This window comes from Kribbella sp. HUAS MG21 (genome assembly GCF_040254265.1).
Lineage (GTDB): Bacteria > Actinomycetota > Actinomycetes > Propionibacteriales > Kribbellaceae > Kribbella.
Window position 1 is genome coordinate 6,108,958 of record NZ_CP158165.1, and the last position, 21,185, is coordinate 6,130,142.

The following is a 21,185-nucleotide window of genomic DNA, read 5'->3' on the forward strand; positions in this document are numbered from 1 at the left end:
CGGTCCGTTCGGAAGCCGACGAGTACCGGCAGGGGGGAGCGCCGGCCGCTGGGCGGTTACGCGGTGACCATGACGCTGTTCGGCGGCCTGGCCGGTGTCGCGGGAGTGGTGGCCGCGCTGCGTGGTACGGCGGAGCGGCGGATCTCGCCGTACGACCTGCTGCTGATGACCGCGGCTACGCACAAGCTGGCGCGGCTGATCGCGAAGGACGCCGTCACCAGTCCGCTGCGGATGCCGTTCACCCGCTACCGCGAGACCGGCGGCCCGGCCGAGGTGATGGAGGAGCCGCGCGAGGAGGGTCAGCTCCGGCACGCGGTCGGTGAGCTGGTGAGCTGCCCGTTCTGCCTCGCGGTCTGGGTGGCGACCGGCTTCAGCATCGGCTTCCTGTTCGCGCCGCGGTTCACGCGGGTCGTCGCGTCGATGCTCACGGCGGTCGCCGGATCCGACTACCTGCGGCTGATCTACGCCTCCCTGCAACAGTCCGCGGAACAACAGAAGTAGCTGCCGACCAGCGTGTCCTCAGGTCGTCCCGGGTACCGGTACAGGGCGCAACGAGGAAGGTGAGTCAGCGGTGAGGTTCATGACGTGGAACGTCTGGGGACGGTTCGGAGACGGCTGGTTGCGGCGCCAGCGCGCGATCATCGAAACGGTACGACGGCAACGACCCGATTTCGTGGCCCTGCAGGAGACCTGGCGCCGTGACGGTCAGGCCCAGACGGCACTTCTCGGTTTCGAACTCGGCATGACGTCGGCGTTCGCGCCGTCGCGGATGCCGCGGGACCCGGACCCCGACGTCCGGCTCGGGCTGGGGATCCTGAGCCGGTTCCCGCTACGGGAGATCGAGCAGCACACACTGTCGACCGGAACGGTCGCGCTGCGTGCCGAGATCCGGTTGGGGACGGGCAGCCTGCACTTCATCACCAGCTGCCTGGACTGGGAGGAGGACCACGAGCAGCAGCGCCTCGCCCAGGCGACGTCGCTGGCGACGCTCGCGTCCGAGCTGGTGGCCAACGGTGACGACGTCGTGGTGGCGGGTGACCTCAACACACCCCCCGACCGCCCGGAGCTCAAACCGTTGCTCGACGTCCTCACGGACTGCTGGCAACCGCAGGTGTACGACGGCGTCACCTACAGCTCGCGCAACCCGTATCTCGGCAAGGGTGAATGGCTCGAGGACCAGCGGATCGACTACATCCTGGCCACCGAAGGCCTGGTCCCGAGGGACGCCCGGCTGGTCGGGTTCGACGAGGACCACGGCCGGCCGCCGTCCGACCACTACGCCGTCGTCACCGACGTCCCGGTGGCCTGATCGCCATGCGACTGCGGCGGAGTCACCCGGACGAGCCAGGCTTCAGCCGCCGGCGGCGCGGCCGCGGCTTCGGGTACCACGACGCCGACGGCAAGGTGATCGACGACACCGACACCGTCGAGAGGATCCGGACGCTGGCGATCCCGCCCGCGTGGGAGGACGTGTGGATCTGCCCTTTTCCGAACGGGCACATCCAGGCGGTCGGCACCGACCAGGCCGGGCGCCGTCAGTACCTCTACCACGACGACTGGAGGACCGCGCAGGACGCGGACAAGCACGACCGCGTGCGGCAGCTGGCGCGGAAGTTGCCGGCGTTCCGCGAGGCCCTCGACGCGGACCTGGACCGGCGCGGCCTCGACCGGCGCAAGGTGCTCGCGGTCGCGCTGCGGATGCTCGACTACGGCGTCTTCCGGACCGGTAACACGCAGTACGCCGAGGAGAACGGCAGCCGCGGCGCCGCGACGTTGCTGCGCCGCGACGTCCGGGTCAGCCGCGGCCGGCTGGTGTTCGACTTCGTCGCGAAGGGCGGGCAGCGGCGGACGATCGAACTGGACGACGACAAGCTGGTCGCGGCGGTCCGGTCCCTGAAGCGCGGACGGCACGGCAGCGCCCGGCTGCTGGTGTACCGCGACGAGGACGGGTACCACGACATCGACGCGGGGATGATCAACGAGCGGTTCCACGAGCTGGTCGGAGACGACTTCACCGTCAAGGACCTCCGGACCTGGACCGCGACCGTGCACGCCGCGCTGGACTTGGCGGAGGCGGATCCGCCGACCACGAAGCGAGCGCTGAACGAGGCGGTGAAGGAGATGCTCGAGGAGGTCTCCGACCACCTCGGCAACACTCCGGCCGTGGCGCGGGCGTCGTACGTCGATCCGCGCGTCGTTGAGCAGTACGAGCATGGGCACACGATCGCGGACACGGTCGACAAGGTCGGTGACGACCTCGGCGACGAGGACACCCGGGCCCGGCTGGAGCGGTCGGTCAACAAGATCCTCGACCAGGGCGCCAGGGAGTAGGTGATGGGGGTGGCCAACGACCAGTCGCCCGGGGCCGAGCTCCGGGCGGTTTTCGCCCGCACCGTCGCCGGTACCGTCGGGATCGAGGAAGAGCTGTTGTTGGTCGATCCCACGAGCGGGCTGCCCGTCGAGGCGGCCGACGTGCTGGCGACGGTGGGGGACTCGCGGATCAAGCAGGAGCTGCCGGCCTGCCAGGTGGAGATCGCGACCTCGGTTCACAAGGACCCGGACGCCGCGGTGCGGGAACTGCGCGAGTGCCGCGCGCTCCTGGCAGCCGCGTGCGGTGACGCCGGCAAGCCGATCGCCGCGCCGGTGCACCCGTTGGTCGACGGGCCCGTCGCCCTGGCTCACACCGCTCGGGCGGCGGAGCTCGCGGATCGGTACCGCGAGGTCATCGAGCGGCAGCTGGTCTCGTCGTTGCAGATCCACCTGGCCTTCGGCGACGCGGACTGCACGTTGGGCGTGTACCACGCGTTGCGGGATCTCCTGCCCGAACTGGCCGCGCTGGCCGGTGCCTCGCCGTTCCTCGGCGGACGTGACACCGGGCTCTGCTCGGTACGCCCGGTGATCGCCGGCCAGCTGCCTCGTCAGGGTGTGCCGCCGGTCCTCGCCTCCTGGGACGAGTTCGCGAACGACTTGTCCTGGGCTGTTCGCGGGCGGGCCGTGGGTGAGGCCTCCGAGTGGTGGTGGGAGCTCAGGCCGCATCTGCGGTTCGGGACGCTCGAACTGCGTGTTCTCGACGTCCAGGCCACAACGGATCAGGCCGGAGCGCTGATCCGCTTCGTCGCCGCGCTCGCCGGCCGGCTGACGGACCTGTACCACCTCGGCGCGCGAACAAGTCCGGCGCCGTCGTGGCGGATCGCGGAGAACCGCTGGTCCGCGCTGCGGGACGGTGTCGGCGGCGAACTTCTCGATCTTCGGACCGGCGCGCCGCGCCCGACCCGGCACTGCCTGCACGACCTCATCGACGCCGCGGAGCCCTATGCGCCCGGAGGATTGGACGACGTCCGGGCACTGGTGGAGCACCCGCCGGTCGCGCAGCTGCGGGCACTCGGCCCGCGGCGGGTCGTTCCCTGGCTCACGGAGGTGTTCACGGCATGAAGCTGATGACGTTGCCCGGGGTGTTCGCGCCGATCTCGGACTCCTGGATGCTGGCCGACGCCATCCGGGACGAGCGCCTCGGTACCGGATCCCGCGCGCTGGACGTCTGCACCGGAAGCGGCGTGCTGGCCCTGACGGCGGCGGAGTGCGGCGCGGACACGACCGCTGTCGACGTGTCCCGGCGGGCGCTGCTCACTGTGCGGCTGAACGCGTTCCGGGCCGGTGTACACGTACGGACTCGGCGGGGCCGGACGTACGAGCCGGTGGCCGGTGAGCGGTTCGACCTGATCGTCAGCAATCCGCCCTACGTGCCGTCGCCGCGGCCCGACGTACCGCGCTTCGGCGCCTGCCGGGCCTGGGAGGCAGGGCACGACGGGCGGATCGTGCTCGACGCGCTCTGTGACGGCGCGCCGGCCCATCTGCGGCCCGGAGGACGGCTGCTCGTGGTGCACTCGTCGCTGATCGGGATCGATCAGACCATCGCGAGGCTGCGCCGCGCGGGCCTGGTCGACGTGCGGGTCGTCGTCCGCGTGCGGGGTCCGCTGGGGCCGTTGATGCTGGCGCAGCAGGCGCTCGGGACGATTCCGGCCGACGTCCGCGAAGAGGACGTGGTGATCATTCGGGGGTGTGCTCCGGCGGCCGCCTGAGCGGCAAGGTGTGGGTGCCGTCGCACAGCGGCGGGATCCCGGTGCGCCCGCAGCGACACAGCGCGACGGTACGGCGGGAGGCCGGCAGCGCGTCGCCGTTCTCGTCGACGAGCACGAACTCGCCGCGGACCAGCAACGGGCCGTCCGGGTACGCGCGGATCTCTGTCATACGGTCGAAGTACCCACTTGCCGGCGAATCCAGGCGGGTACCGGGACCGCATGCGACTACCACCCGAACGTGGGCCTCTCAGCGCCCGGATGGTCAACCTGCTCAGGGGATCAGCCACCCCGTCGGCCCACGCCGGTGGCTCCGATCGCCCGTACGCCGACGCCGATCTGCAACTGGCACTGTGGATCGCCTACGAACTGCACTACCGCGGCTTCGAGGACGTGGATCCCGACCGGCAGTGGGATCCGCGGGTCATCGCGTACCGCACTACGCTGGAGCGGCCGTGGGTCGCCTGGCTGGAGGCGAACTGCCGGGTCGTCCCGGGCGAACGGCCCGTCGCGGAGCAGTTGCGGGCTCTGATCGGCAGCACGGACGGCCCGCGGTTCGCGCCGTACCTGCGCCGTCACGCCACGAAGGACCAGTTCCGCGAGTTCGTCCTGAACAGGTCCGTGTACCAGCTCAAGGAGGCGGATCCGCACAGCTTCGCGCTGCCGCGGCTCGACGGCGCCGCCAAGGCCGCGCTGGTCGAGATCGAGGCCGACGAGTACGGCGGCGGGCGGCCGGAGCGGATGCACTCCGAGCTGTTCCGGACGACGATGCGCTGGCTCGCGCTCGACGACACCTACGGCCACTACGTTCCCGTCGTACCGGCGGTGACGTTGGCGCTGTCGAACGTGATGTCGCTGTTCGCGATCCACAGCCGCTGGACGCCGGCGCTGCTCGGTCATCTGGCGGCCTTCGAGATGACGTCCACGCTGCCCAACCGGCAGTACGCGACCGGGGCGATCCGGCTGGGCGCTTCGGAGGAGGCGGCCCGCTACTTCACCGAACACGTCGAGGCGGACGCGGTCCACGAGCAGATCGCGGCACACGACCTGTGTGGGAGCTACGTGCGGCAGCATCCCGACGCGCTCGGCGACGTACTGTTCGGCGCCCGGTGCGCGCTGATGGTCGACGACCTCTTCGCGGAACACCTGCTGACGAGCTGGGACGCCCTGCCGAGCCCACCCGTGGATCAGTCGACCACGTCGCGGTACCGGGCTCGTTCGTAGCGGAAGAACACGACCATCAGGACGACGAAAGCGGCCGCGCCCGCCGGATAAGCGATCGGGAGCGCGTCGCGGCCGCCGAGCCGGACGATCAGCAGCGCCGTACCGATGCCTGCGATCGCGGTCGTGATCAGCGCCGTGGTGAACGCGATCGAGAACACCTCCGGGCTCCGCTTGGCCGCCAGCATCGCCAGCGCCTCCGTCGTGTCGGCCGGGTCGTTGTGCCGGCTGTACTTGCCGAAGTACACCGAGTGATCGCTGTCCAGGTTGCGGTAGTAGCGGCGGATCCGGGCGATCGCCTGCTGGTACATGAGCCCCTGCAGGCCCGTCTCGACCAGCCGGACCGTGGTGACCACGCCGAGGCCGAACAGCAGCGGCAGCACCGCCGAGATGAACGGCCAGAAGACGCGTTCGTCGTGCACGGTGAACCCGACCGCGACCATCGAACTCGACACAGTCAGCACGAATGCGGTCGCCCGGGTGCCGGCCTCGGAGATCGCGGTGCCGGCCGCGGACTGCAGGACGTAGTGCTCGGTCGTCAGCGCCCCGACGAAGGTGGCGCGTTCTTGGCTGTCCATGACAGCCCGGTACCCATCCGGTGCGAGTTTCCTGGGTCGTGCACTGGGCACCGCGCGGGCGTCCAGCCAATCCGGCTAGGAGGATGATGACATGACAACCGCACGCGATCTGATGACGCCGGGTGCCGAGTGCGTGGGTGAGAACGAGAGCCTCACCGACGCCGCCCGGAAGATGCGCGACCTCGACGTCGGCGCGCTGCCGATCTGCGGTGAGGACAACCGGCTGAAGGGCATGCTGACCGACCGCGACATCGTCGTGAAGTGCGTCGCCGACGGCGGTGACCCGAACAAGACCACCGCCGGCGCCTTCGCCCAGGGCAAGCCGGTGACGATCGGCGCCGACGACTCGATCGAGGAGGCGCTGCGGACGATGGAGGAGCACCAGGTACGGCGGCTTCCGGTGATCGACGGCCACGACCTCGTGGGCATGCTCGCCCAGGCGGACGTCGTGCAGGCGGCCCCGGGCCGCGCGGGCCGTACGGTCAGCGAGATCTCCGAGTCCAAGTAGCCGCGGCTCAGCCGTCGACCGCGATGACGCAGAACTCGTTGCCCTCGGTGTCCCGCAGTACGACGAAATCGTGGCGCTCGGGGTACGGCCAGTCCTCGGCGCGGGTGGCTCCGAGCCCGACAAGGCGCTCGATGTGGCGGTCGCGGTCGGCGGTGTAGAGGTCCAGATGAACCGGCGTCGGCGTGGCGGGGATACCGTCCGCCCGCTGCAGCAGTACGGCGGGCCCGGCGCCGGCCGGATCGTCCAGCCGGGCGAACTGGTCGCCGTCGCCGATCCGCGCCGGGCGCCGGTAACCGAGCGCCGCCGACCAGAAGTCGGCCGCTCGATCGAGGTCCGTCGCGTTCACGCAGACCGTGGCCAGTCGGAGGTCGCCGACCTCCTGGGGACGTGCTGTTGTAGTCGGTGTTGTCGTCGGCATGCCACCACGGTGCCCGGGCGGTTTGGCGGCATGCGTCGGGGGCACCGGAAAGGCATGATGCACAGAGCGTGGCGAATGCTGGCCGCAGTCGCGGTGCTCGGCCTCGCGCTGGTCGCCGTACCGGTGTCTGCCGGCGTAGCGGCCGATCCGACGCCCTCCCCGACGCTGGGGTCGACGAACTCGCCGGCGCCGAATCCGCCGGGTGCGGGGGACTCGGACCCGAGCGACTGGAACGGCGCCGTCTGGGTCGTGGTGGGCGCCGCGATCGTGGTGCTGATCGTCGGCGGCGGAACCCTGCTGCTGAACAGGTCGCGCCGGATCGACATCAGCCAGCGGAGCACCCCGGCGGACGAACGCCGTGAGGCGGAACACGAGGAGCCTCCCACCGACCGTCGGCCCTGACAGGCTCCCCGCTGCGCCGTTGTCCTACGTGACTACGTGTCGCGCGGCAGCTGCTCGTCGGGATCCGCGTCCGGCTCGGGTTCGGGCTCCGGGTACGGATCGAGGTCGGGGTCCTGCTCCGGGTCGGTGCGGCCGGGGAAGATGTGGTCGGGATCCGCCGGGTCGTTCAGCGGCGGCACCGGACCCTGAGGCGACGGAACCGTGGTCATGGCAGCCTCCTGACGTTGCTGATGACACACCGGTTCCCGGCGCGCTGCCGGCGAAACGATCAGACCCGCGGCAGGCGGCGGCTGTCGATGAGCTCCTGGGCGACCTCACGGAGCTTCGTGTTGGTGTCCTGCGAATAGCGCCGGAGCACCTGGAACGCTTGGTCGCCGTTCAGGTTGTAGCGCTCCATCAGGATGCCCATCGCCTGCCCGACCAGCTTCCGCGCGTCGACCGCGACGCGCAGGTTCTCCTCGCGGCGCGCGGTCGCGACCGCCACCGCGGCGTGCCGCGCCAGGATGTACGCGATCGCCTCCTCGTCCGGCCCGAAGACGTCGATGCTCTTGCCGTACAGCCCGAGGACGCCGACCGTGCCCGACCCGGTCCACAGCGGCACGTCGAGCACGCTGCGTACACCGAGCCCGCGAACCTTCTCGGCCCATTCCGGCCAGCGCTTCTCCTCGAAGGTGTCCGGGACCAGGACTGTCGTCCGCTCCCGCAGGCACTGCACCAGCGGCCCGTCGCCGGCGGCCATCTGGAAATGGTAGATCTCGGCCACGGTCGGATCGGTCACGGCGGGGACCTCGGGACGCCCGCCCGCGGCGTGCAGCGCGACACCGGCGTACTCGCAGTTGAGCGCCTGGAGCGCGAAGTCGACGACCGCCTGGACGGTTTCCTCCACGCCTTCGGCCTCGTGCATCTCGACCGCCAGCCGCGAGAACTCGTCGGCTTCCTGGGCAGGACCCGTCAACGCCGAGGGCTCGACGGGCTCGCCCTCGGCGTCGCTGATTCGTCGACCGGTGTCTGTCACCAGCCCATCATGCACTGCTCTGCGTGACGAAACCTAGCGTCTCAGGCCGACAGCGCGAGCTGCAGGTGTCCGATGATCGTACGCAGCCGCCGCGACACCTGCATCTGGCTGACGCCGATCTCGGCGCCGATCTCCGCCTGCGTGCGGTGGTCGACGAAGCGCCTGCGCAGGATGAGTTGGTCACGCTCCGGCAGACCGTCGACGACCGGCAGCAGCGAGTGCACCTGGTCGACGAGCTCGTAGGTGTCGCCCGGTTCGGCGACCTCCCGCAGCGGGCTTCGGGCGCCGGCGTCGGAGGGCCGGTCGGCGTCCAGCGAAGTCGGCTGGAAGCACCCCCGCGCCTGCTCCGCCTCGATCACGTCGGTGACGTCGACGCCGATCGCGTCGGCGAGCTCGTCCGAACTCGGCCAGTGCCCGAGCTCGAGCGCCAGCGTGGTCTGGACCGCGTTCACCCGGGACTGGATCTCCTGCAGCCGCCGCGGCAGCTTGATCGCCCAGGCGTGGTCGCGGAAGTGGTGCCGGATCCCGCCGCGGATCGTCGGTACGGCGTACGACCGGAAATCGGACCCCGGCGTCGGCCGGTAGTTGCGGATGGCCCGGATCAGGTGCTCGACGGCGATCTGCTCGAGGTCCTCGTCGTCGACGCCGCGGCCGCGGTACCGGCGCGAGATGGTCTGGGCGAGCGGGACGCCGGCGACGATCGCCTCGTCGATGAGCTCGTCGCGGCGTCTCCCGCGGCTCGCGTGCGCGGCGCGGAGGAGGCTTTCGGTCCGTGCGGACTGTTCGGCGTGGGACGACGGAACCTGGACTGGACTACTCGTGGTCATTGCGGGTTGTCCTGCCTGTGCCCGTCCCGGCCGAGTGCGGCGCCTTGTTGTACCGCGACCGGGACGCCCCCCGGGTACCCGCGGTTCGGCAGGTAAATCCCCGCGCGGTCAGCCTTTGTGCCGCACGTAGGCCGGGATCAGTGCCCAGAAGACCACGAACCAGACCAGTACTGCGCCCACCACCACCAGCGCGGCGCCACGGGGGAGTACGACGTCCAGCGCGATCAGCACGCCACCGCACATCGAGGCGATCAGGAACGCCATCCCGGCGCTCGTCAACCGGTGAGCGATGTTGACCAACTGGTCCCGCATCCCCTGCTGGTACAGGAGCCGGTGCAGCGCGACCGGAGCGAGGAACAGGGCGACCGCCAGCGCCGCGGCGATCAGCGTGCCGGTGTACACGCCGTGGGTGAAGTCGTCCGCGCTGTGGAACGGCGCCTGGAACGCGATCCCGAGCAGGAACGCGAACAGGATCTGCGTCCCGGTCTGCATCAGCCGGAGCTCCTGCAGGAGCTCGTTCCAGTGCCGATCGAGGCGCTCGCCGGACGACTCGCCGTTCCGCTCGTAGCCCAGCGTGTCCGAGCCCATGTCTCAGCCTTTCGTCGGATGTCAGCTCCTCGGTACCCGGCCGGATGCCGACCGACACGCGCATGCGGTCCGCCGGGCAGGGCACCGGGAATGCCTCAACCGAGGAGGCGCTGAATGCGGGCACTGGTAGTGAACTGCACGTTGAAGCCGTCGCCGGCGCGATCGAACACCGATCAGCTGGCCGAGGTTGTCGTGGACGGCCTGCAGCGGGAGAAGGTGGAGGTCGAACGGGTACGGCTGGTGGACCTGACGCTGAAGCCCGGTGTCAGCAGCGACGAAGGCGCCGGTGACGACTGGCCGGCGGTGCACGACCAGCTGCTGCGCAGCAAGATCCTCGTGGTCGCCACCCCGACCTGGCTCGGGCGGCCGTCGTCCGTGGCCCAGCGGATGCTCGAACGGATGGACGCGATGCTGAGCGAGACCGACGACGCCGGCCGGCCGGTCGCGTACAACCGGGTCGCCGGGGTCGTTGTCACCGGCAACGAGGACGGCGCGCACCACGTGATCTCCGAGATCAGCGGCGCGCTCGGCGACATCGGGTACACGATCCCGGGCCAGTCGTGGACGTACTGGAACCGGGGACCCGGGCCCGGGCCGAGCTACACCGAAACCGCCGAGGGCCACGACTGGTCGGCCAAGACCGGCCGCGCGATGGCCTCGAACCTGGCCGCCGCTGCCAGGGCGCTCGCGGACAACCCGATCCCGGCGCCCAGCTGAGCCTCCACGCCGTGCGTGTGAACCGGCGCTGCGGGGTACTGGGGTCGCGTGAGCGAGAACGAGTGTGTGATCGAGGCCAAACCGGCGGACGTCTTCGCCGTCCTGACCGACGGGTGGTCGTACGCCGCCTGGGTGGTCGGCGCGTCCCGGATCCGGGACGTCGACCCGCCGTGGCCCCAGCCCGGCGGCACCATCCACCACTCGGTCGGCGCCTGGCCGCTGCTCATCGACGACACCACGACCTGCCTGGAGTACGACCCGCCACACCGCCTGCTGCTCCGCGTCCGCGTCTGGCCGGCAGGCCACGGCGAGGTGGAGTTCCGCGTCTCCGAAACGGCCGAAGGCAGCCGCATCGTGATGACCGAACAGGCAACCAGCGGCCCCATCTCACTCCTCCCCAAGGCCGCCGCCGACCTCGTCCTCCACCCGCGCAACGCCGAAACCCTGCGCCGCCTCAAACTCCTCGCGGAGAAGCCGTCCTGACCGATGGGGAAGATCGACCGGATCGCGGAACCCTGGGGAACACGGACGCCGTACGGCGCTGGTGAGCAGTGGCCGGTACGGGTGGACCTGCGGCTGGACGACGGGGTCACTCCGGCCGACGTCGACCGGTGGGTGCAGTCGGCGACGATCCTGCACTCGAACGGTGACGGACTCGACATCGCGGTCAAGGGCGACCGGATCGTGGGCGTCCGCGGCCGGGCCGCCGACCGGGTCAACCACGGCAGGCTCGGGCCGAAGGATCTGTTCGGTTACCAGGCGAACAACGCGGCCGACCGGCTCACGACGCCGCTGATCCGGCGGGACGGCCAACTCGTCGGGACCGACTGGGACACCGCGATGTCGGCGGTCGCCGGCCGGACGAAGGAGCTGCTCGCCGAGCGCGGACCCAGTTCGGTCGGCTTCTACACGACCGGCCAGCTGTTCCTGGAGGAGTACTACACGCTCGCCCTGATCGGTCACGGCGGCATCGGCACCAACCACATGGACGGCAATACCAGGCTCTGTACGGCGACCGCGGCCGCCGCGTTGAAGGAGTCGTTCGCGTGCGACGGGCAGCCGGGCTCCTACACCGACATCGACCACGCGGACGTCATCGCACTCTACGGGCACAACATGGCCGAGACGCAGACGGTCCTGTGGACCCGCATCCTCGACCGCCTCGCCGGCCCGAACCCACCCCGGCTGCTGTGCGTCGATCCCCGCCGCACGCCGGTCGCCGAGGCCGCGACCATCCACCTCGCACCCAAGCCCGGCACGAACGTCGCGCTGATGAACGCGGTCCTGCACGAGCTCGTCGCCAACGAGTGGGTCGACCGCGCGTACGTCGACCGGCACACGATCGGGTACGACGAACTCGAGAAGCAGGTCGCCGACTGCGATCCGGAGTGGGCGGCGGCGATCTGCGACGTGGAACCCGGCGACATCCGGGACGCGGCACGGCTGCTCGGTGCGGCGGAACGCCTGCTGTCGACGGTGCTGCAAGGCTTCTACCAGTCCCACCAGGCGACGGCGGCCGCCGTACAGGTCAACAACGTCAACCTGCTCCGCGGCATGCTCGGCCGGCCCGGCTGCGGGATCCTGCAGATGAACGGGCAGCCGACCGCCGAGAACACTCGCGAGTGCGGCGCTGACGGCGACCTGCCGGGCTTCCGGAACTGGGAGAACGACGAGCAGGTGGCCGACCTGGCGCGGGTCTGGAACATCGACCCGATGCAGATCCCGCACTACTCCGAGCCGACGCACCTGATGCAGATGCTGCGGTACGTCGAGGACGGGTCGATCCGGTTCCTCTACGTCAGCGGGACGAACCCGGCGGTGTCGCTGCCCGAACTGCGCAGGATCCGGGAGATCCTGAGCCAGGAGCGCCTGTTCCTGGTGGTTCAGGACATCTTCCTGTCCGAGACCGCGCAGCTGGCCGACGTGGTGCTGCCGGCCGCCACGTGGGGCGAGAAGACCGGGACGTTCACCAACGCCGACCGGACGGTGCACCTGTCCGAGAAGGCGGTCGAACCGCCGGGATCGGCGCGCGCGGACCTGGACATCTTCCTCGACTACGCGCAGCGGCTCGGCCTGAAGGACAAGGACGGGCAGCCGCTGGTGAAGTGGACGGACGCGGAAGGCGCGTTCGAGGCGTGGAAGGAGTGCAGCGCCGGAAGGCCGTGCGACTACAGCGGTCTGAGCTACGCCAAGCTCCGCGGCGGGAGCGGGATCCAGTGGCCCTGCAACGAGGAGCATCCGGACGGCACCGAGCGGATCTACGCGGACGGTGCGTTCTGGAGCGAGCCGTCGTACTGCGAGAGCTACGGCAAGGACCTGGTGACGGGAGCGCCGCTGGACGCGGTCGAGTACCAGGCGATGAATCCGGCCGGGAGGGCGGTGCTGAAGGCGGCGGAGTACCTGCCGCCGCACGAGCCGCCGACGCCGGAGTACCCGTACCTGCTGACGACCGGGCGGACGCTGTACCACTTCCACACGCGGACGAAGACAGGGCGCGTACGCCAGTTGCGCAACGCGGCGCCGGACGTGTGGGTGGAGATGTCGGCGTACGACGCGGATCTGCACGGCTGGGACGAGGGCGACCTGCTGCGGGTCAGTACGCCGCGGGGGACTGTGGAGGCGCGGCTTCGAATCAGTGGGATCCGGCCGGCGACGTTGTTCCTGCCGTTCCACTACGGGTACTGGGACGCGCCGAACGGACGTCCCGGCCGGGCGGCGAACGAGTTGACCGTGACGGACTGGGATCCGTGCTCGAAGCAACCGCTGTTCAAGTGCGCGGCCGCGAAGGTGGTCCGGGTCGCGGTCGGCGACGCGCCGTCGACGGCACCCACCACGACGGCGTCGAAACCGGTCGGCGGCGGTGTCCGGCGGACCGTCGGTGGTGTCGATGCGGCGGTGGTCGAACACCTGGAGGGGAGTCGGTGATGACCAACAAGGTGGGCCTGGCGATCCGGGAGTTGCACCGGTCCGAGAACGATCTGGCCGCGGAGCTGCTGCAGGCGTCCAGCCGGCACAAGGCCGACCACGACATCTTCTACGTCGGCCGGGACCTGGCCAGGTGGTCGCAGGAGCACGTCCGGGAGCTCGCGCGGCACGGCAAGAACTACGACGTCAACCTGGACGCCGAGCCGCACGACGAACCCGGTCTGCTGGCAGCGGTCCGGCAGAAGGGGGCCGAGCTGATCGGCGGGTACCACGACCCGGCGCTGCTGCTGCTCAAGGACCTCCGCGAGATCCATCGCAAGGCTGCCGGTGTCTCGCTCGACTGGGAGGTGCTGGCTCAGACCGCCCAGGCGTTGAAGGATTCCGAGTTGCTGGCGTTGACCAAGGCGTGCCACCCGCAGACGCTGCGTCAGCTCCGCTGGGCGAACGCGTCCTTGAAGGCGAACGCCGCTCAGATCATGGTGACGCCCTAGGTCACCGCAGGGCGGCTTGTTGGCGGAGGCGTTCGAGGCCGGCGGTCCAGAAGAGGTCGAAGTGGTGGATCTGGCCGTTCCGGATGCCGCCGTGGGTCAGGATGAAGTGTGTACCTCGCACCGCCGGGACCACGTCCACCAGGACCGTGCTCGGCTGGTGGCCGGGGTTGTCGAAGCTGGCCTGGAAGTAGTGCGGGGGTTCGCAGGTCGCCACGATCCCCGTCTCCTGGGTCTGGGGACCGGTCACGACCGTGAACCCGCCGTGTTCGGTGTCACTCAGTGCTACCGGTCCGAGCCAGGTGCTCAGGAGTTCGGGCTTGGTGATCAGGTTCCACAGACGCCCCGCAGCACAATCGAATGTCCTGACGTATCTGAGCTGAGGTGCCCGATTCGTGCGAGTCGTCCGTTGCGCGTCCGTCGTACGAGCCATATCCGACCTGTGCCCGTCGATTGCCCTCCGCAGTCGTTCGGACATAACTAGTCGAGAACGGTCGGCCGTGCGCTCTCGCCGGTGAGCCGTGACTCCTCGCGTCTGCGGGGCAGCATCAGGGCCGGCACCAGGGTGAGCAGGACCAGCACCCACGCGACCCAGTACGTCTGCGAGAACGCCGACGCCGCGTCGACCAGACCGCGAGCGATCGCCGCCGGGTCGAGGTTCAACTGGGCGAGGTTCTCCGGGCGGGTGTTCGACAGGATCGCCGCCTGGGTCTCGCGGAGCCCGCTGCCGAGGCCGGGGATGTTCTGCGTACCGGGGATCACCGGCGAGTCGTTGAGCTGGTTCGTCAGGATGACCGACATCGTCGCGACGCCGCACGAGGACGCGATCTGCTGGGTGATGTTCAGCAGCGTCGAGCCGCGCGCGACCTGCGGGCCGGACAAGGTCCGCAGCGCCGACGTGAACAGCGGCATCATCGTCGCGCCCATCCCGAACCCCATCACCACCAGCATCGCGATCAGCGCGCCGTACGACGTGGTCGCGGTGACCTGCGTCAGCCCGAACATGCCCACGACGATCAGCGCGATCCCGACCGGCACGATCCGCCCGACCGGCACCCGGTCGACCAGCCGGCCGGCGATCGGCATCGTCACCATTGCGCCAAGCCCCTGCGGCGCGACCAGCAGGCCCGCGTTCAGCGTGGACTCGCCGCGGATCTGCTGGAAGTACGTCGGCACCAGCAGCAGCCCGCCGAAGAACGCGGCAGCGAACAGGAACATCGTGATGATCGAGACGGTGAGGTTGCGGTTGCGGAACAGCCGCAGGTCCAGCAGCGGATGCTCCGGCCGGAACGAGTGCCACACGAAGGCCCCCATCAGCAGCACCCCGGCCAGCATCGAGGCCCAGACCCGCGGTGCGCCGAAGTCGCCGTTCTCGGCGGGCAGCGACGAGACGCCGAACAGGAACAGCGCCAGCCCCGGCGACATCAATGCCACGCCCAGGAAGTCGAACGATTCGGCCCGCTCCGGGTGGTCCTTCGCCAGCGCGAACCAGGCGTACACCAGCGCGATCACGCCCAGCGGCACGTTGATCAGGAAGATCCAGTGCCAGCTCGCCACCTCGATCAGCCAGCCGCCGAGGATCGGGCCCAGGATCGGCCCGAGCAGCATCGGGACGCCGAGGATCGCCATCAGCCGGCCCATCCGGTGCGGACCGGCGGCGCGGGTCATGATCGTCATGCCGAGCGGCATCAGCATCCCGCCGCCGAGGCCCTGCAGGACCCGGAACCCGATCAGCATGTCGATGCTCGTCGCGGTCGCGCACAGCGCGGAGCCCGCGGTGAACAGGAAGATCGCGGCCATGTAGAGCCGCTTGGTGCCGAACCGGTCGGCCGCCCAGCCGGTCAGCGGGATCACGGTCGCCAGCGCGAGCGTGTACGCCGTGACGGTCCAGGCGACGTGTGAGTACGCGATCGGGCTGTCCGGCGTCCCGAACTCGTCCTGGAACGTAGGCAGCGCGACGTTCACGACAGTGATGTCGAGGATCGACATGATCGCGCCCAGCACCACCACACCGGCGATCTTCAGGACCGCGGCGTCGATCTGGTCGGGGTACTCGGGCTGCGTCTCGGACTGGCTCACGATGGCTCCCCCCTCGCGGAACACAAGGACCCGTCCGAGACTACGCCCGGGCTCAGCGGGGGAGGAGGTCGGCCGCCTGGAGTTGTTGCCAGATGTCGGACTGGTCGACCACGGTGACGCCGAGCTTCTCCGCCTTGGTCAGCTTGGAGGCGCCGACGTCGGCCCCGGTGATCAGGAAGTCGGTGCTCGCCGAGACCGACGACGCGATCGTCGCCCCGGCCCGCTCGCACAGCCGCTGGAACGCGGGCCGCGCAACCTTCTCACCCGAGCGAGGATCGCTGATCGACCCGGTGACGACGACCGTCTTGCCGGCCAGCGGTGCGCCGGCCGCGACGACCGGCGGCAGGTCCTCCTCGCGTACGTCGAGTGACACGCCGGCCGCACGGAGTCGCTCCAGCTCGGGACGGAGTCGCTCGAGGTGCTCGATGAGCGAGGCGGCGACCTTCGGGCCGATGTCGTCCACGGCGACCAGCCCGTCGACACCCGCGTCGGCGACCTCCTCGAGCGAGCCGAAACCGGCGCGGCACAGCCGGGCCGCGGTGCCTTCGGAGGCCATCGGGATCGCGAGCCCGATCAGCGCGCGGCGCAGGCCGACCTGGCGGCTGGTGTCGATCGACTCGATCATCCGGGCCGCCGAGATCTCGCCGATCCGGTCGAACTCCAGCAGCCGCTCGGCGGTCAAGCCGTAGAAGTCCGACGGGTTCTCCAGGATCCCCGCCTCGGCGAGCCGCTCAATCCAGACCCCGCCGATCGCGTCGATGTCGGCGGCCGCGCGCGACGCCCAGTGGATCAGCCGGCGCACCGTCTGCGCGGGACAGGACACGTTGGTGCAGAACAGTTCGCGGCTGTTGCCCTGCTCGGTCAGCGGCTGCTCGCAGGACGGACAGACCGACGGCGGCACGATGTCCCGCTCCGCACCGGTGCGCTTGGACGCGTCGAGCACCCCGGCCACGAACGGGATCACGTCACCGGCCCTGCGGACCAGGACGGTGTCGCCGATCTTGATGTCGCGGGCGCGGATCACCTCCTGGTTCGCCAGCGTCGCGCGCGTCACCGTCGTACCGCCGACGAAGACCGGCTCGAGCCAGGCGACCGGGGCGATCTTGCCGGTCTTGCCGACGTCCCACACGACGTCGGCCAGTACGGTCGTCTTCTCCTCGGCCGCGAACTTGTACGCCAGCGCGCCGCGCGGCGAGCTCGACCGGGTGCCCGCGGCCGCGAACGCGCCGCGATCGGCCAGCCGCAGGACGGCGCCGTCGAGGTCGTAGTCGAGCTCGTTGCGCCGGCGCTCGATGTCGGCGATCACCGCCTGCGCGGCCGCGGCGTCGTCGCAGTGCCGCATGTCGGCGACCGTGAACCCCATCGCCTGCAGCGCGCGCTCCAGGTCGGTGTCGGTGCTCTCGCGGTCGGTGAGCAGGTCGAACGCGAGGAACTGCAGGCGGCGCTCGGCGACCGTCGCCGGGTCCTTGGCCCGCAGCGTGCCGGCTGCCGCGTTCCGCGGGTTGATCAGCGGCTTGTCGGGATGCGCGGCGTTGTAGGCGGCGAAGGTGGACCGCAGCATCACCGCCTCACCGCGGACCTCGATGCGATCCGGTACGTCGAGACGGTCCGGGACGCCGTCCGTGAGCGCGCGGACCAGTGGGGTGACGTCATCGCCCGTGGTCCCGTCGCCGCGGGTGACCGCGCGGGCGAGCCGGCCCTTCTCGTAGACGACGGCCAGGGACAGACCGTCGAGCTTGGGCATCACGACGACCGGCTGGCCGGGGAAGCGGCCGAAGAACGCCTCGACCTGCTCGGGCCGGGTGGCCTTCTCCAGCGACAGCATGGGCCGCGAGTGCCGGACCGGGGCATGCAGCACCGCGGGCGCGCCGACCTGCTCCAGCGGATTCGGATCCGGCGCGAGCTCCGGGTTGGCCTCGATCAGCGCGCGCAGCTCGTCCTCGACCGCGTCGTACTCCGCGTCGGCCACCACCGGCGACCCGCGGTAGTAGGCGTCCCGCAGGACCACGATCCGGTCGGCCAGTTCCTGAATCCGCTCCCCAACGTCCACGGCGAGGAGATTACCGGGCCGCGCCGACAAATCCGTTTCCCACGGCAACGAGTGGAGTGGTCCGGCGACTTCGTAGGATGCTGCAGGTGCCCCCCGAGCAGGACTTGACCGCTGTCGCGCCTGCGCAGTTCGGGGTCCTGTTGCGGCGGCTTCGTCAGGACGCGGGCGTCACCCAGCGCGAGCTCGCGGTGCGGGCGGGCCTGAGCGCGGCGGCGATCCGCGACCTGGAGCAGGGCCGGACGCGCGCCCCGAAGTACAGCTCGATCGAGGCGCTGACGACGGCGCTCGCGCTGAGCGCGGACGACGCGGGGCGACTGCACGAAGCCGCGAAAGGGCCGCCGGCGGTTGAAAGCGTTGACGGCGGGCCGCTGTACATCGGGGTCCTGGGGCCGCTCGAGGTGCGGCACGGGGAGCTGCCGGTGCCGCTCAACTCCGAGCCGCAGCGGACGCTGCTCGCGCGGCTCGCACTCGACCCCGGTACGGCGGTCGGTCAGGACGAGCTGATCGAGCTGCTCTGGCCGGGCGCCGTACCCGCGAACGCGGTCAAGCTGCTGCAGACCCGGATCGCCCGGTTGCGGCGGCTGCTCGAGCCCGGGACCGCCATCGTCGGTGGGAGCGGCGGCTACCGGCTGTCATCGGACAACGTCGATCTGCTCCGGTTCCGCGAACTGACTGAGCAAGCAGCGGCAGTCGAGCCTCGGGCCGCGTTGGCGATGCTGGCCGAGGCTGTGCGGCTGTGGCGAGGCCCTATCGATGTGTCGGCGTTCGCGACGAGTCCGCTGTACGCCGCGATCTCCAACGAGTACGTCGCCGCTGTACGGACCTTCGCCACGCTCGCGCGGGACGCCGGCGAGCCGGAGCAGGCGCTCGAGGTGCTGCGGGGTCTGGCGCTGCGGTACGAGCTCGACGAGCCGTTGCACGCCGAGCTGATCCTGACTCTGGCCGCGTCCGGACGGCAGGCCGAGGCGTTGGCGGCGTACGACCAGATCCGGTCGGCGCTCGCGGAGAACCTCGGGATCGACCCGGGGGCGCGGCTGCGGGCGGTTCATCTGGAGGTGCTGCGGCAGCAGAGCGGATCGCCGACTCGTTCGGTCGTGCAGCAGGCGCCCACCGCGCCGCCGGATTTCGTCGGTCGCGCCAACGAACTCGCGACGATCGGCCACGCGCTCGGCGGATCGGGTGCGCTCTCGTCACGCGTCGTACTGATCAGCGGCATCGCCGGGGTCGGCAAGACCGCGTTGGCTTTGACGGCCGCGCACCAGTTGCGCGAGCGGTATCCGGACGGGCAGTTGTACGCCGACCTGCGCGGGAGCGGGGCCGCGACACCGTCGACGCTCCAGGTGCTCGGGCGGTTCCTGCGCGCGCTCGGCGTACCCGGGCGGCGGATCGGGACGGACGAGGCCGAGGCGGCCGCGCTGTTGCGGAGCGAGCTCGCCGACCGGCGGATGCTGATGGTGCTCGACAACGCGCGGGACGCGGCGCAGGTCCGGCCACTGCTGCCCGGCGCCGGCCGCAGCGACGTGATCGTGACGAGCCGGCGGCGGATGCCTGAGCTGGAAGCGGTCGGCGCCGTGAATCTCGAGCCGCTTCCGTACGACGACGCGGTCCGGCTGGTCGTGTCGACGGCGCGCCGGGTGGATGCCGGGGGCAACGGTGTGGACGCGCTGGTGGAGGCGTGCGCGCGGTTGCCGCTGGCGCTTCGCATCGCGGGCGCGCGGCTTGCGACGCGGCGCGAGTGGACGGTGGCGGATCTGGCCGGTCGGTTGGGCGACGGACACCGGTTGACCGAGCTCAGTGTGGGGGAGTCGAGCGTGCTGAGCAGCTTCCGGCTCAGCTACGCCGACCTGGCTGGGGACGCGCAGCGCGCGTTCCGGTTGTGCAGCCTGCATCCCGGCGACGACTTCAGTGCCGAGAGCACGGCGGTGCTGCTCTCGCTGTCGACGGCCGAGGCCGACCGGCTGCTGGAAGCCCTGCTGGAGGCCAACATGCTGCTCCAGCAGTCGAAGGACCGCTACCGCTTCCACGACCTGCTCGGACTGTACGCGCGGCAGCTGCTCGCCGAGGATCCTGACCGTTCGTCCGCGCAGCATCGGCTCTACCACTGGTACGCGGAGCGGGTGGCGGCCGCGATCGATGCGGCGTACCCGCAGGTGCTGCGGCTCGGTGGCGGCGACGGGACCTTCGGCTCCGAGGGCGAGGCGCTGGCGTGGCTGGACCAGGAGCTGCCGACGTTGCTGGCCGTCGTACAGGGCGCGGGAGAGATCGGGGAGCCGTCGCTGTCGTGGCGGATCGTCGATCAGCTCCGGGCGTACTTCCTGATTCGGCTGGATGCGGACGGGTGGCTGCCGGCGGCGGAGACGGGGCTGGCTGCCGCGACCGCGGCCGGTGACGACCGGGCGCGGGTCGCGATGTTGCTCAGCCGGGCGCAGGCATACGGCGCGGTCGGGCGCGACGAGGATGCGCTGTCCGACTGTCTGGCGGCGCAGGCACTGGCGGTCGGCGTGGGGTGGACGCGGGCCGCCGCGTATGTGGCTCATCAGCTCGGGTGGCTGCAGTTCGTGCGCGGCCGGCTCGGGGACGCGGAGCTGTGGATGCTCCGCGCGATGAAGCTCACCGAGGACGACCAGCAGGGACACATCCGCGCGATCGTGGTCAACGGGCTCGGGATGATCCGGCTCCACCAGGGCGAGCCCGCGGAGGCCGAGGAGCTGTTCGCGTCGGCGCTGCGGCTCACTATCGGGCGGCGGAACTCGGAGCTGGTCATCCGCGGCAACCTCGCGAGCGCCGTACGGCAGCAAGGCGACGTGGACCGCGCGGCCGAGCTGTTCGACGAACTGCTGGAAGCGTACCGGCAGCGCTCGCACCTGCGGGGTGAGCTGTCGACGCTGGACGAGTTGGCGCGGTTGCAGAGCGGGCGCGGGGACGGCGCGACGGCTTTGCGTACGGCGTTGCGGGCGCACCAGTTGGCGCTTGTCGTCCGTGATCGGAAGGCCCAGGCGCAGACCGCGTCCGCCGTGGCCGAGGCGCACCTCGCGCTCGGTGACGCGGCGTCCGCGATCCACTGGATCGAGGAGTGCCTGGCGATCGCGCGCTCGTCCTATCCGTACCTCGAGGCCGAGGCCCTGCTGATCCTGGCCGCGGCCCGGCGTTCGACCGGCGCCGCGACCGCGGCGGCCGACGCGGCTGCGCAGGCCGCCGCGATCGCCGCGTCGTGTGGGTTTCGATTGCTGGAGGCAACGGCGGGCAGCCTGAGTGGTTCGCTGCTCCAGGACTTCCAGAGATAGCTGGCCGTC

23 protein-coding genes are annotated in these 21,185 nt (G+C 70.7%); 13 read left to right on the top strand and 10 right to left on the bottom strand.

Annotation, left to right across the window (positions count from 1 at the left end):
• Nucleotides 1-69 precede the first annotated feature (69 nt).
• The 5 genes from ABN611_RS29520 to ABN611_RS29540 all read left to right on the top strand — a co-directional run bounded on the left by ABN611_RS29520 (nt 70) and on the right by ABN611_RS29540 (nt 4,079).
• Nucleotides 70-501 (top strand): DUF1360 domain-containing protein, encoded by a 432-nt coding sequence (locus ABN611_RS29520; protein WP_350281702.1) that lies wholly within the window; start codon nt 70-72, stop codon nt 499-501.
• A 79-nt stretch (nt 502-580) separates the two neighbouring features.
• The gene (locus tag ABN611_RS29525) at nt 581-1,309 is read left to right on the top strand and encodes an endonuclease/exonuclease/phosphatase family protein (RefSeq protein ID WP_350281703.1); all 729 of its coding nucleotides are present in this window, start codon (nt 581-583) and stop codon (nt 1,307-1,309) included.
• 5 nt (nt 1,310-1,314) lie between these two features.
• Nucleotides 1,315-2,331 (top strand): DNA topoisomerase IB, encoded by a 1,017-nt coding sequence (locus tag ABN611_RS29530; protein WP_350275522.1) that lies wholly within the window; start codon nt 1,315-1,317, stop codon nt 2,329-2,331.
• A gap of 3 nt (nt 2,332-2,334) precedes the next feature.
• Nucleotides 2,335-3,432 (top strand): YbdK family carboxylate-amine ligase, encoded by a 1,098-nt coding sequence (locus ABN611_RS29535; RefSeq protein WP_350275523.1) that lies wholly within the window; start codon nt 2,335-2,337, stop codon nt 3,430-3,432.
• Nucleotides 3,429-4,079 (top strand): methyltransferase, encoded by a 651-nt coding sequence (locus ABN611_RS29540; RefSeq protein ID WP_350275524.1) that lies wholly within the window; start codon nt 3,429-3,431, stop codon nt 4,077-4,079. The genes ABN611_RS29535 and ABN611_RS29540 overlap by 4 nt, the downstream gene beginning before the upstream one ends.
• On the opposite strand, the gene ABN611_RS29545 is transcribed toward ABN611_RS29540, so the two are convergent.
• The gene (locus tag ABN611_RS29545) at nt 4,048-4,248 is read right to left on the bottom strand and encodes a CDGSH iron-sulfur domain-containing protein (protein WP_350275525.1); all 201 of its coding nucleotides are present in this window, start codon (nt 4,246-4,248) and stop codon (nt 4,048-4,050) included. The two genes, ABN611_RS29540 and ABN611_RS29545, sit on opposite strands and share 32 nt — an antisense overlap.
• 50 nt (nt 4,249-4,298) lie before the next feature.
• On the opposite strand from ABN611_RS29545, the gene ABN611_RS29550 reads away from it, so the two are divergent.
• The gene (locus ABN611_RS29550) at nt 4,299-5,300 is read left to right on the top strand and encodes an iron-containing redox enzyme family protein (protein WP_350275526.1); all 1,002 of its coding nucleotides are present in this window, start codon (nt 4,299-4,301) and stop codon (nt 5,298-5,300) included.
• Here ABN611_RS29550 and ABN611_RS29555 read toward each other — a convergent pair.
• Nucleotides 5,264-5,875 (bottom strand): hypothetical protein, encoded by a 612-nt coding sequence (locus ABN611_RS29555; protein ID WP_350275527.1) that lies wholly within the window; start codon nt 5,873-5,875, stop codon nt 5,264-5,266. The genes ABN611_RS29550 and ABN611_RS29555 overlap by 37 nt on opposite strands.
• 91 nt (nt 5,876-5,966) lie before the next feature.
• Between ABN611_RS29555 and ABN611_RS29560 the strand changes: the two genes are divergently transcribed.
• The gene (locus tag ABN611_RS29560) at nt 5,967-6,383 is read left to right on the top strand and encodes a CBS domain-containing protein (RefSeq protein WP_350275528.1); all 417 of its coding nucleotides are present in this window, start codon (nt 5,967-5,969) and stop codon (nt 6,381-6,383) included.
• 7 nt (nt 6,384-6,390) lie between these two features.
• Here the strand turns inward: ABN611_RS29560 and ABN611_RS29565 are convergent, their stop codons facing one another.
• Nucleotides 6,391-6,801 carry a VOC family protein gene (locus ABN611_RS29565; protein WP_350275529.1) on the bottom strand — a complete coding sequence of 137 codons (411 nt, stop codon included), beginning with the start codon at nt 6,799-6,801 and terminating at the stop codon, nt 6,391-6,393.
• 75 nt (nt 6,802-6,876) lie between these two features.
• Between ABN611_RS29565 and ABN611_RS29570 the strand changes: the two genes are divergently transcribed.
• Entirely contained in the window at nt 6,877-7,203 is a 327-nt protein-coding gene (locus ABN611_RS29570) for a hypothetical protein (protein ID WP_350275530.1), read from the top strand.
• A gap of 32 nt (nt 7,204-7,235) precedes the next feature.
• Here ABN611_RS29570 and ABN611_RS29575 read toward each other — a convergent pair whose 3' ends face one another.
• The 4 genes from ABN611_RS29575 to ABN611_RS29590 form a co-directional block, all read right to left on the bottom strand.
• Nucleotides 7,236-7,412, bottom strand: coding sequence for a hypothetical protein (locus ABN611_RS29575; protein WP_350275531.1), 177 nt, complete (start codon nt 7,410-7,412; stop codon nt 7,236-7,238).
• Nucleotides 7,413-7,471: 59 nt separating this feature from the next.
• A complete protein-coding gene (locus ABN611_RS29580) occupies nt 7,472-8,107 on the bottom strand; it encodes a GAF and ANTAR domain-containing protein (RefSeq protein ID WP_350281704.1) in 636 nt (211 codons plus the stop codon).
• A 152-nt stretch (nt 8,108-8,259) separates the two neighbouring features.
• Nucleotides 8,260-9,045: a sigma-70 family RNA polymerase sigma factor gene (locus tag ABN611_RS29585; RefSeq protein ID WP_350275532.1), complete on the bottom strand. Its 786-nt coding sequence runs from the start codon at nt 9,043-9,045 to the stop codon at nt 8,260-8,262.
• 108 nt (nt 9,046-9,153) lie between these two features.
• Nucleotides 9,154-9,633, bottom strand: coding sequence for a DUF6328 family protein (locus tag ABN611_RS29590; RefSeq protein WP_350275533.1), 480 nt, complete (start codon nt 9,631-9,633; stop codon nt 9,154-9,156).
• A 114-nt stretch (nt 9,634-9,747) separates the two neighbouring features.
• Here ABN611_RS29590 and ABN611_RS29595 point away from each other — a divergent pair, with 114 nt between their 5' ends.
• From ABN611_RS29595 to ABN611_RS29610, 4 genes are read left to right on the top strand one after another with little or no spacing between them, the layout of a single operon-like run.
• The gene (locus tag ABN611_RS29595; RefSeq protein ID WP_350275534.1) at nt 9,748-10,350 is read left to right on the top strand and encodes an NAD(P)H-dependent oxidoreductase; all 603 of its coding nucleotides are present in this window, start codon (nt 9,748-9,750) and stop codon (nt 10,348-10,350) included.
• 48 nt (nt 10,351-10,398) lie between these two features.
• Nucleotides 10,399-10,833, top strand: a complete 435-nt coding sequence (locus tag ABN611_RS29600; protein ID WP_350275535.1) for an SRPBCC family protein — start codon at nt 10,399-10,401, stop codon at nt 10,831-10,833.
• Nucleotides 10,834-10,836: 3 nt separating this feature from the next.
• Nucleotides 10,837-13,275: a nitrate reductase gene (locus ABN611_RS29605; RefSeq protein WP_350275536.1), complete on the top strand. Its 2,439-nt coding sequence runs from the start codon at nt 10,837-10,839 to the stop codon at nt 13,273-13,275.
• Nucleotides 13,275-13,766 carry a hypothetical protein gene (locus tag ABN611_RS29610; protein ID WP_350275537.1) on the top strand — a complete coding sequence of 164 codons (492 nt, stop codon included), beginning with the start codon at nt 13,275-13,277 and terminating at the stop codon, nt 13,764-13,766. The genes ABN611_RS29605 and ABN611_RS29610 overlap by 1 nt, the downstream gene beginning before the upstream one ends.
• Nucleotide 13,767: 1 nt before the next feature.
• Here the strand turns inward: ABN611_RS29610 and ABN611_RS29615 are convergent, their stop codons facing one another.
• The 3 genes from ABN611_RS29615 to ligA are packed head-to-tail and all read right to left on the bottom strand — an operon-like array spanning nt 13,768 to nt 17,892.
• On the bottom strand, nt 13,768-14,241 hold the full coding sequence (locus ABN611_RS29615; protein ID WP_350275538.1) for an SRPBCC domain-containing protein: 474 nt from the start codon (nt 14,239-14,241) through the stop codon (nt 13,768-13,770).
• Nucleotides 14,242-14,243: 2 nt separating this feature from the next.
• A complete protein-coding gene (locus ABN611_RS29620; protein WP_350275539.1) occupies nt 14,244-15,842 on the bottom strand; it encodes a DHA2 family efflux MFS transporter permease subunit in 1,599 nt (532 codons plus the stop codon).
• A gap of 52 nt (nt 15,843-15,894) precedes the next feature.
• Entirely contained in the window at nt 15,895-17,892 is a 1,998-nt protein-coding gene (ligA, locus tag ABN611_RS29625) for an NAD-dependent DNA ligase LigA (protein WP_350275540.1), read from the bottom strand.
• 86 nt (nt 17,893-17,978) lie between these two features.
• Here ligA and ABN611_RS29630 point away from each other — a divergent pair, with 86 nt between their 5' ends.
• On the top strand, nt 17,979-21,176 hold the full coding sequence (locus tag ABN611_RS29630) for a BTAD domain-containing putative transcriptional regulator (protein ID WP_350275541.1): 3,198 nt from the start codon (nt 17,979-17,981) through the stop codon (nt 21,174-21,176).
• The last annotated feature ends 9 nt before the right edge of the window (nt 21,177-21,185 follow it).

Bases quoted from the DNA above. Each gene is read 5' to 3' on its own strand.
- ABN611_RS29590 (WP_350275533.1), bottom strand. From the start codon at position 9,633: ATGGGCTCGGACACGCTGGGCTACGAGCGGAACGGCGAGTCGTCCGGC.
- ABN611_RS29555 (WP_350275527.1), bottom strand. From the start codon at position 5,875: ATGGACAGCCAAGAACGCGCCACCTTCGTCGGGGCGCTGACGACCGAG.
- ABN611_RS29535 (WP_350275523.1), top strand. From the start codon at position 2,335: ATGGGGGTGGCCAACGACCAGTCGCCCGGGGCCGAGCTCCGGGCGGTT.
- ABN611_RS29570 (WP_350275530.1), top strand. From the start codon at position 6,877: ATGCTGGCCGCAGTCGCGGTGCTCGGCCTCGCGCTGGTCGCCGTACCG.
- ABN611_RS29540 (WP_350275524.1), top strand. From the start codon at position 3,429: ATGAAGCTGATGACGTTGCCCGGGGTGTTCGCGCCGATCTCGGACTCC.
- ABN611_RS29550 (WP_350275526.1), top strand. From the start codon at position 4,299: ATGCGACTACCACCCGAACGTGGGCCTCTCAGCGCCCGGATGGTCAAC.
- ABN611_RS29585 (WP_350275532.1), bottom strand. From the start codon at position 9,045: ATGACCACGAGTAGTCCAGTCCAGGTTCCGTCGTCCCACGCCGAACAG.
- ABN611_RS29520 (WP_350281702.1), top strand. From the start codon at position 70: ATGACGCTGTTCGGCGGCCTGGCCGGTGTCGCGGGAGTGGTGGCCGCG.
- ABN611_RS29525 (WP_350281703.1), top strand. From the start codon at position 581: ATGACGTGGAACGTCTGGGGACGGTTCGGAGACGGCTGGTTGCGGCGC.
- ABN611_RS29530 (WP_350275522.1), top strand. From the start codon at position 1,315: ATGCGACTGCGGCGGAGTCACCCGGACGAGCCAGGCTTCAGCCGCCGG.
- ABN611_RS29560 (WP_350275528.1), top strand. From the start codon at position 5,967: ATGACAACCGCACGCGATCTGATGACGCCGGGTGCCGAGTGCGTGGGT.
- ABN611_RS29545 (WP_350275525.1), bottom strand. From the start codon at position 4,248: ATGACAGAGATCCGCGCGTACCCGGACGGCCCGTTGCTGGTCCGCGGC.
- ABN611_RS29580 (WP_350281704.1), bottom strand. From the start codon at position 8,107: ATGCACGAGGCCGAAGGCGTGGAGGAAACCGTCCAGGCGGTCGTCGAC.
- ABN611_RS29595 (WP_350275534.1), top strand. From the start codon at position 9,748: ATGCGGGCACTGGTAGTGAACTGCACGTTGAAGCCGTCGCCGGCGCGA.
- ABN611_RS29605 (WP_350275536.1), top strand. From the start codon at position 10,837: ATGGGGAAGATCGACCGGATCGCGGAACCCTGGGGAACACGGACGCCG.
- ABN611_RS29615 (WP_350275538.1), bottom strand. From the start codon at position 14,241: ATGTCCGAACGACTGCGGAGGGCAATCGACGGGCACAGGTCGGATATG.
- ABN611_RS29575 (WP_350275531.1), bottom strand. From the start codon at position 7,412: ATGACCACGGTTCCGTCGCCTCAGGGTCCGGTGCCGCCGCTGAACGAC.
- ABN611_RS29565 (WP_350275529.1), bottom strand. From the start codon at position 6,801: ATGCCGACGACAACACCGACTACAACAGCACGTCCCCAGGAGGTCGGC.
- ABN611_RS29610 (WP_350275537.1), top strand. From the start codon at position 13,275: ATGACCAACAAGGTGGGCCTGGCGATCCGGGAGTTGCACCGGTCCGAG.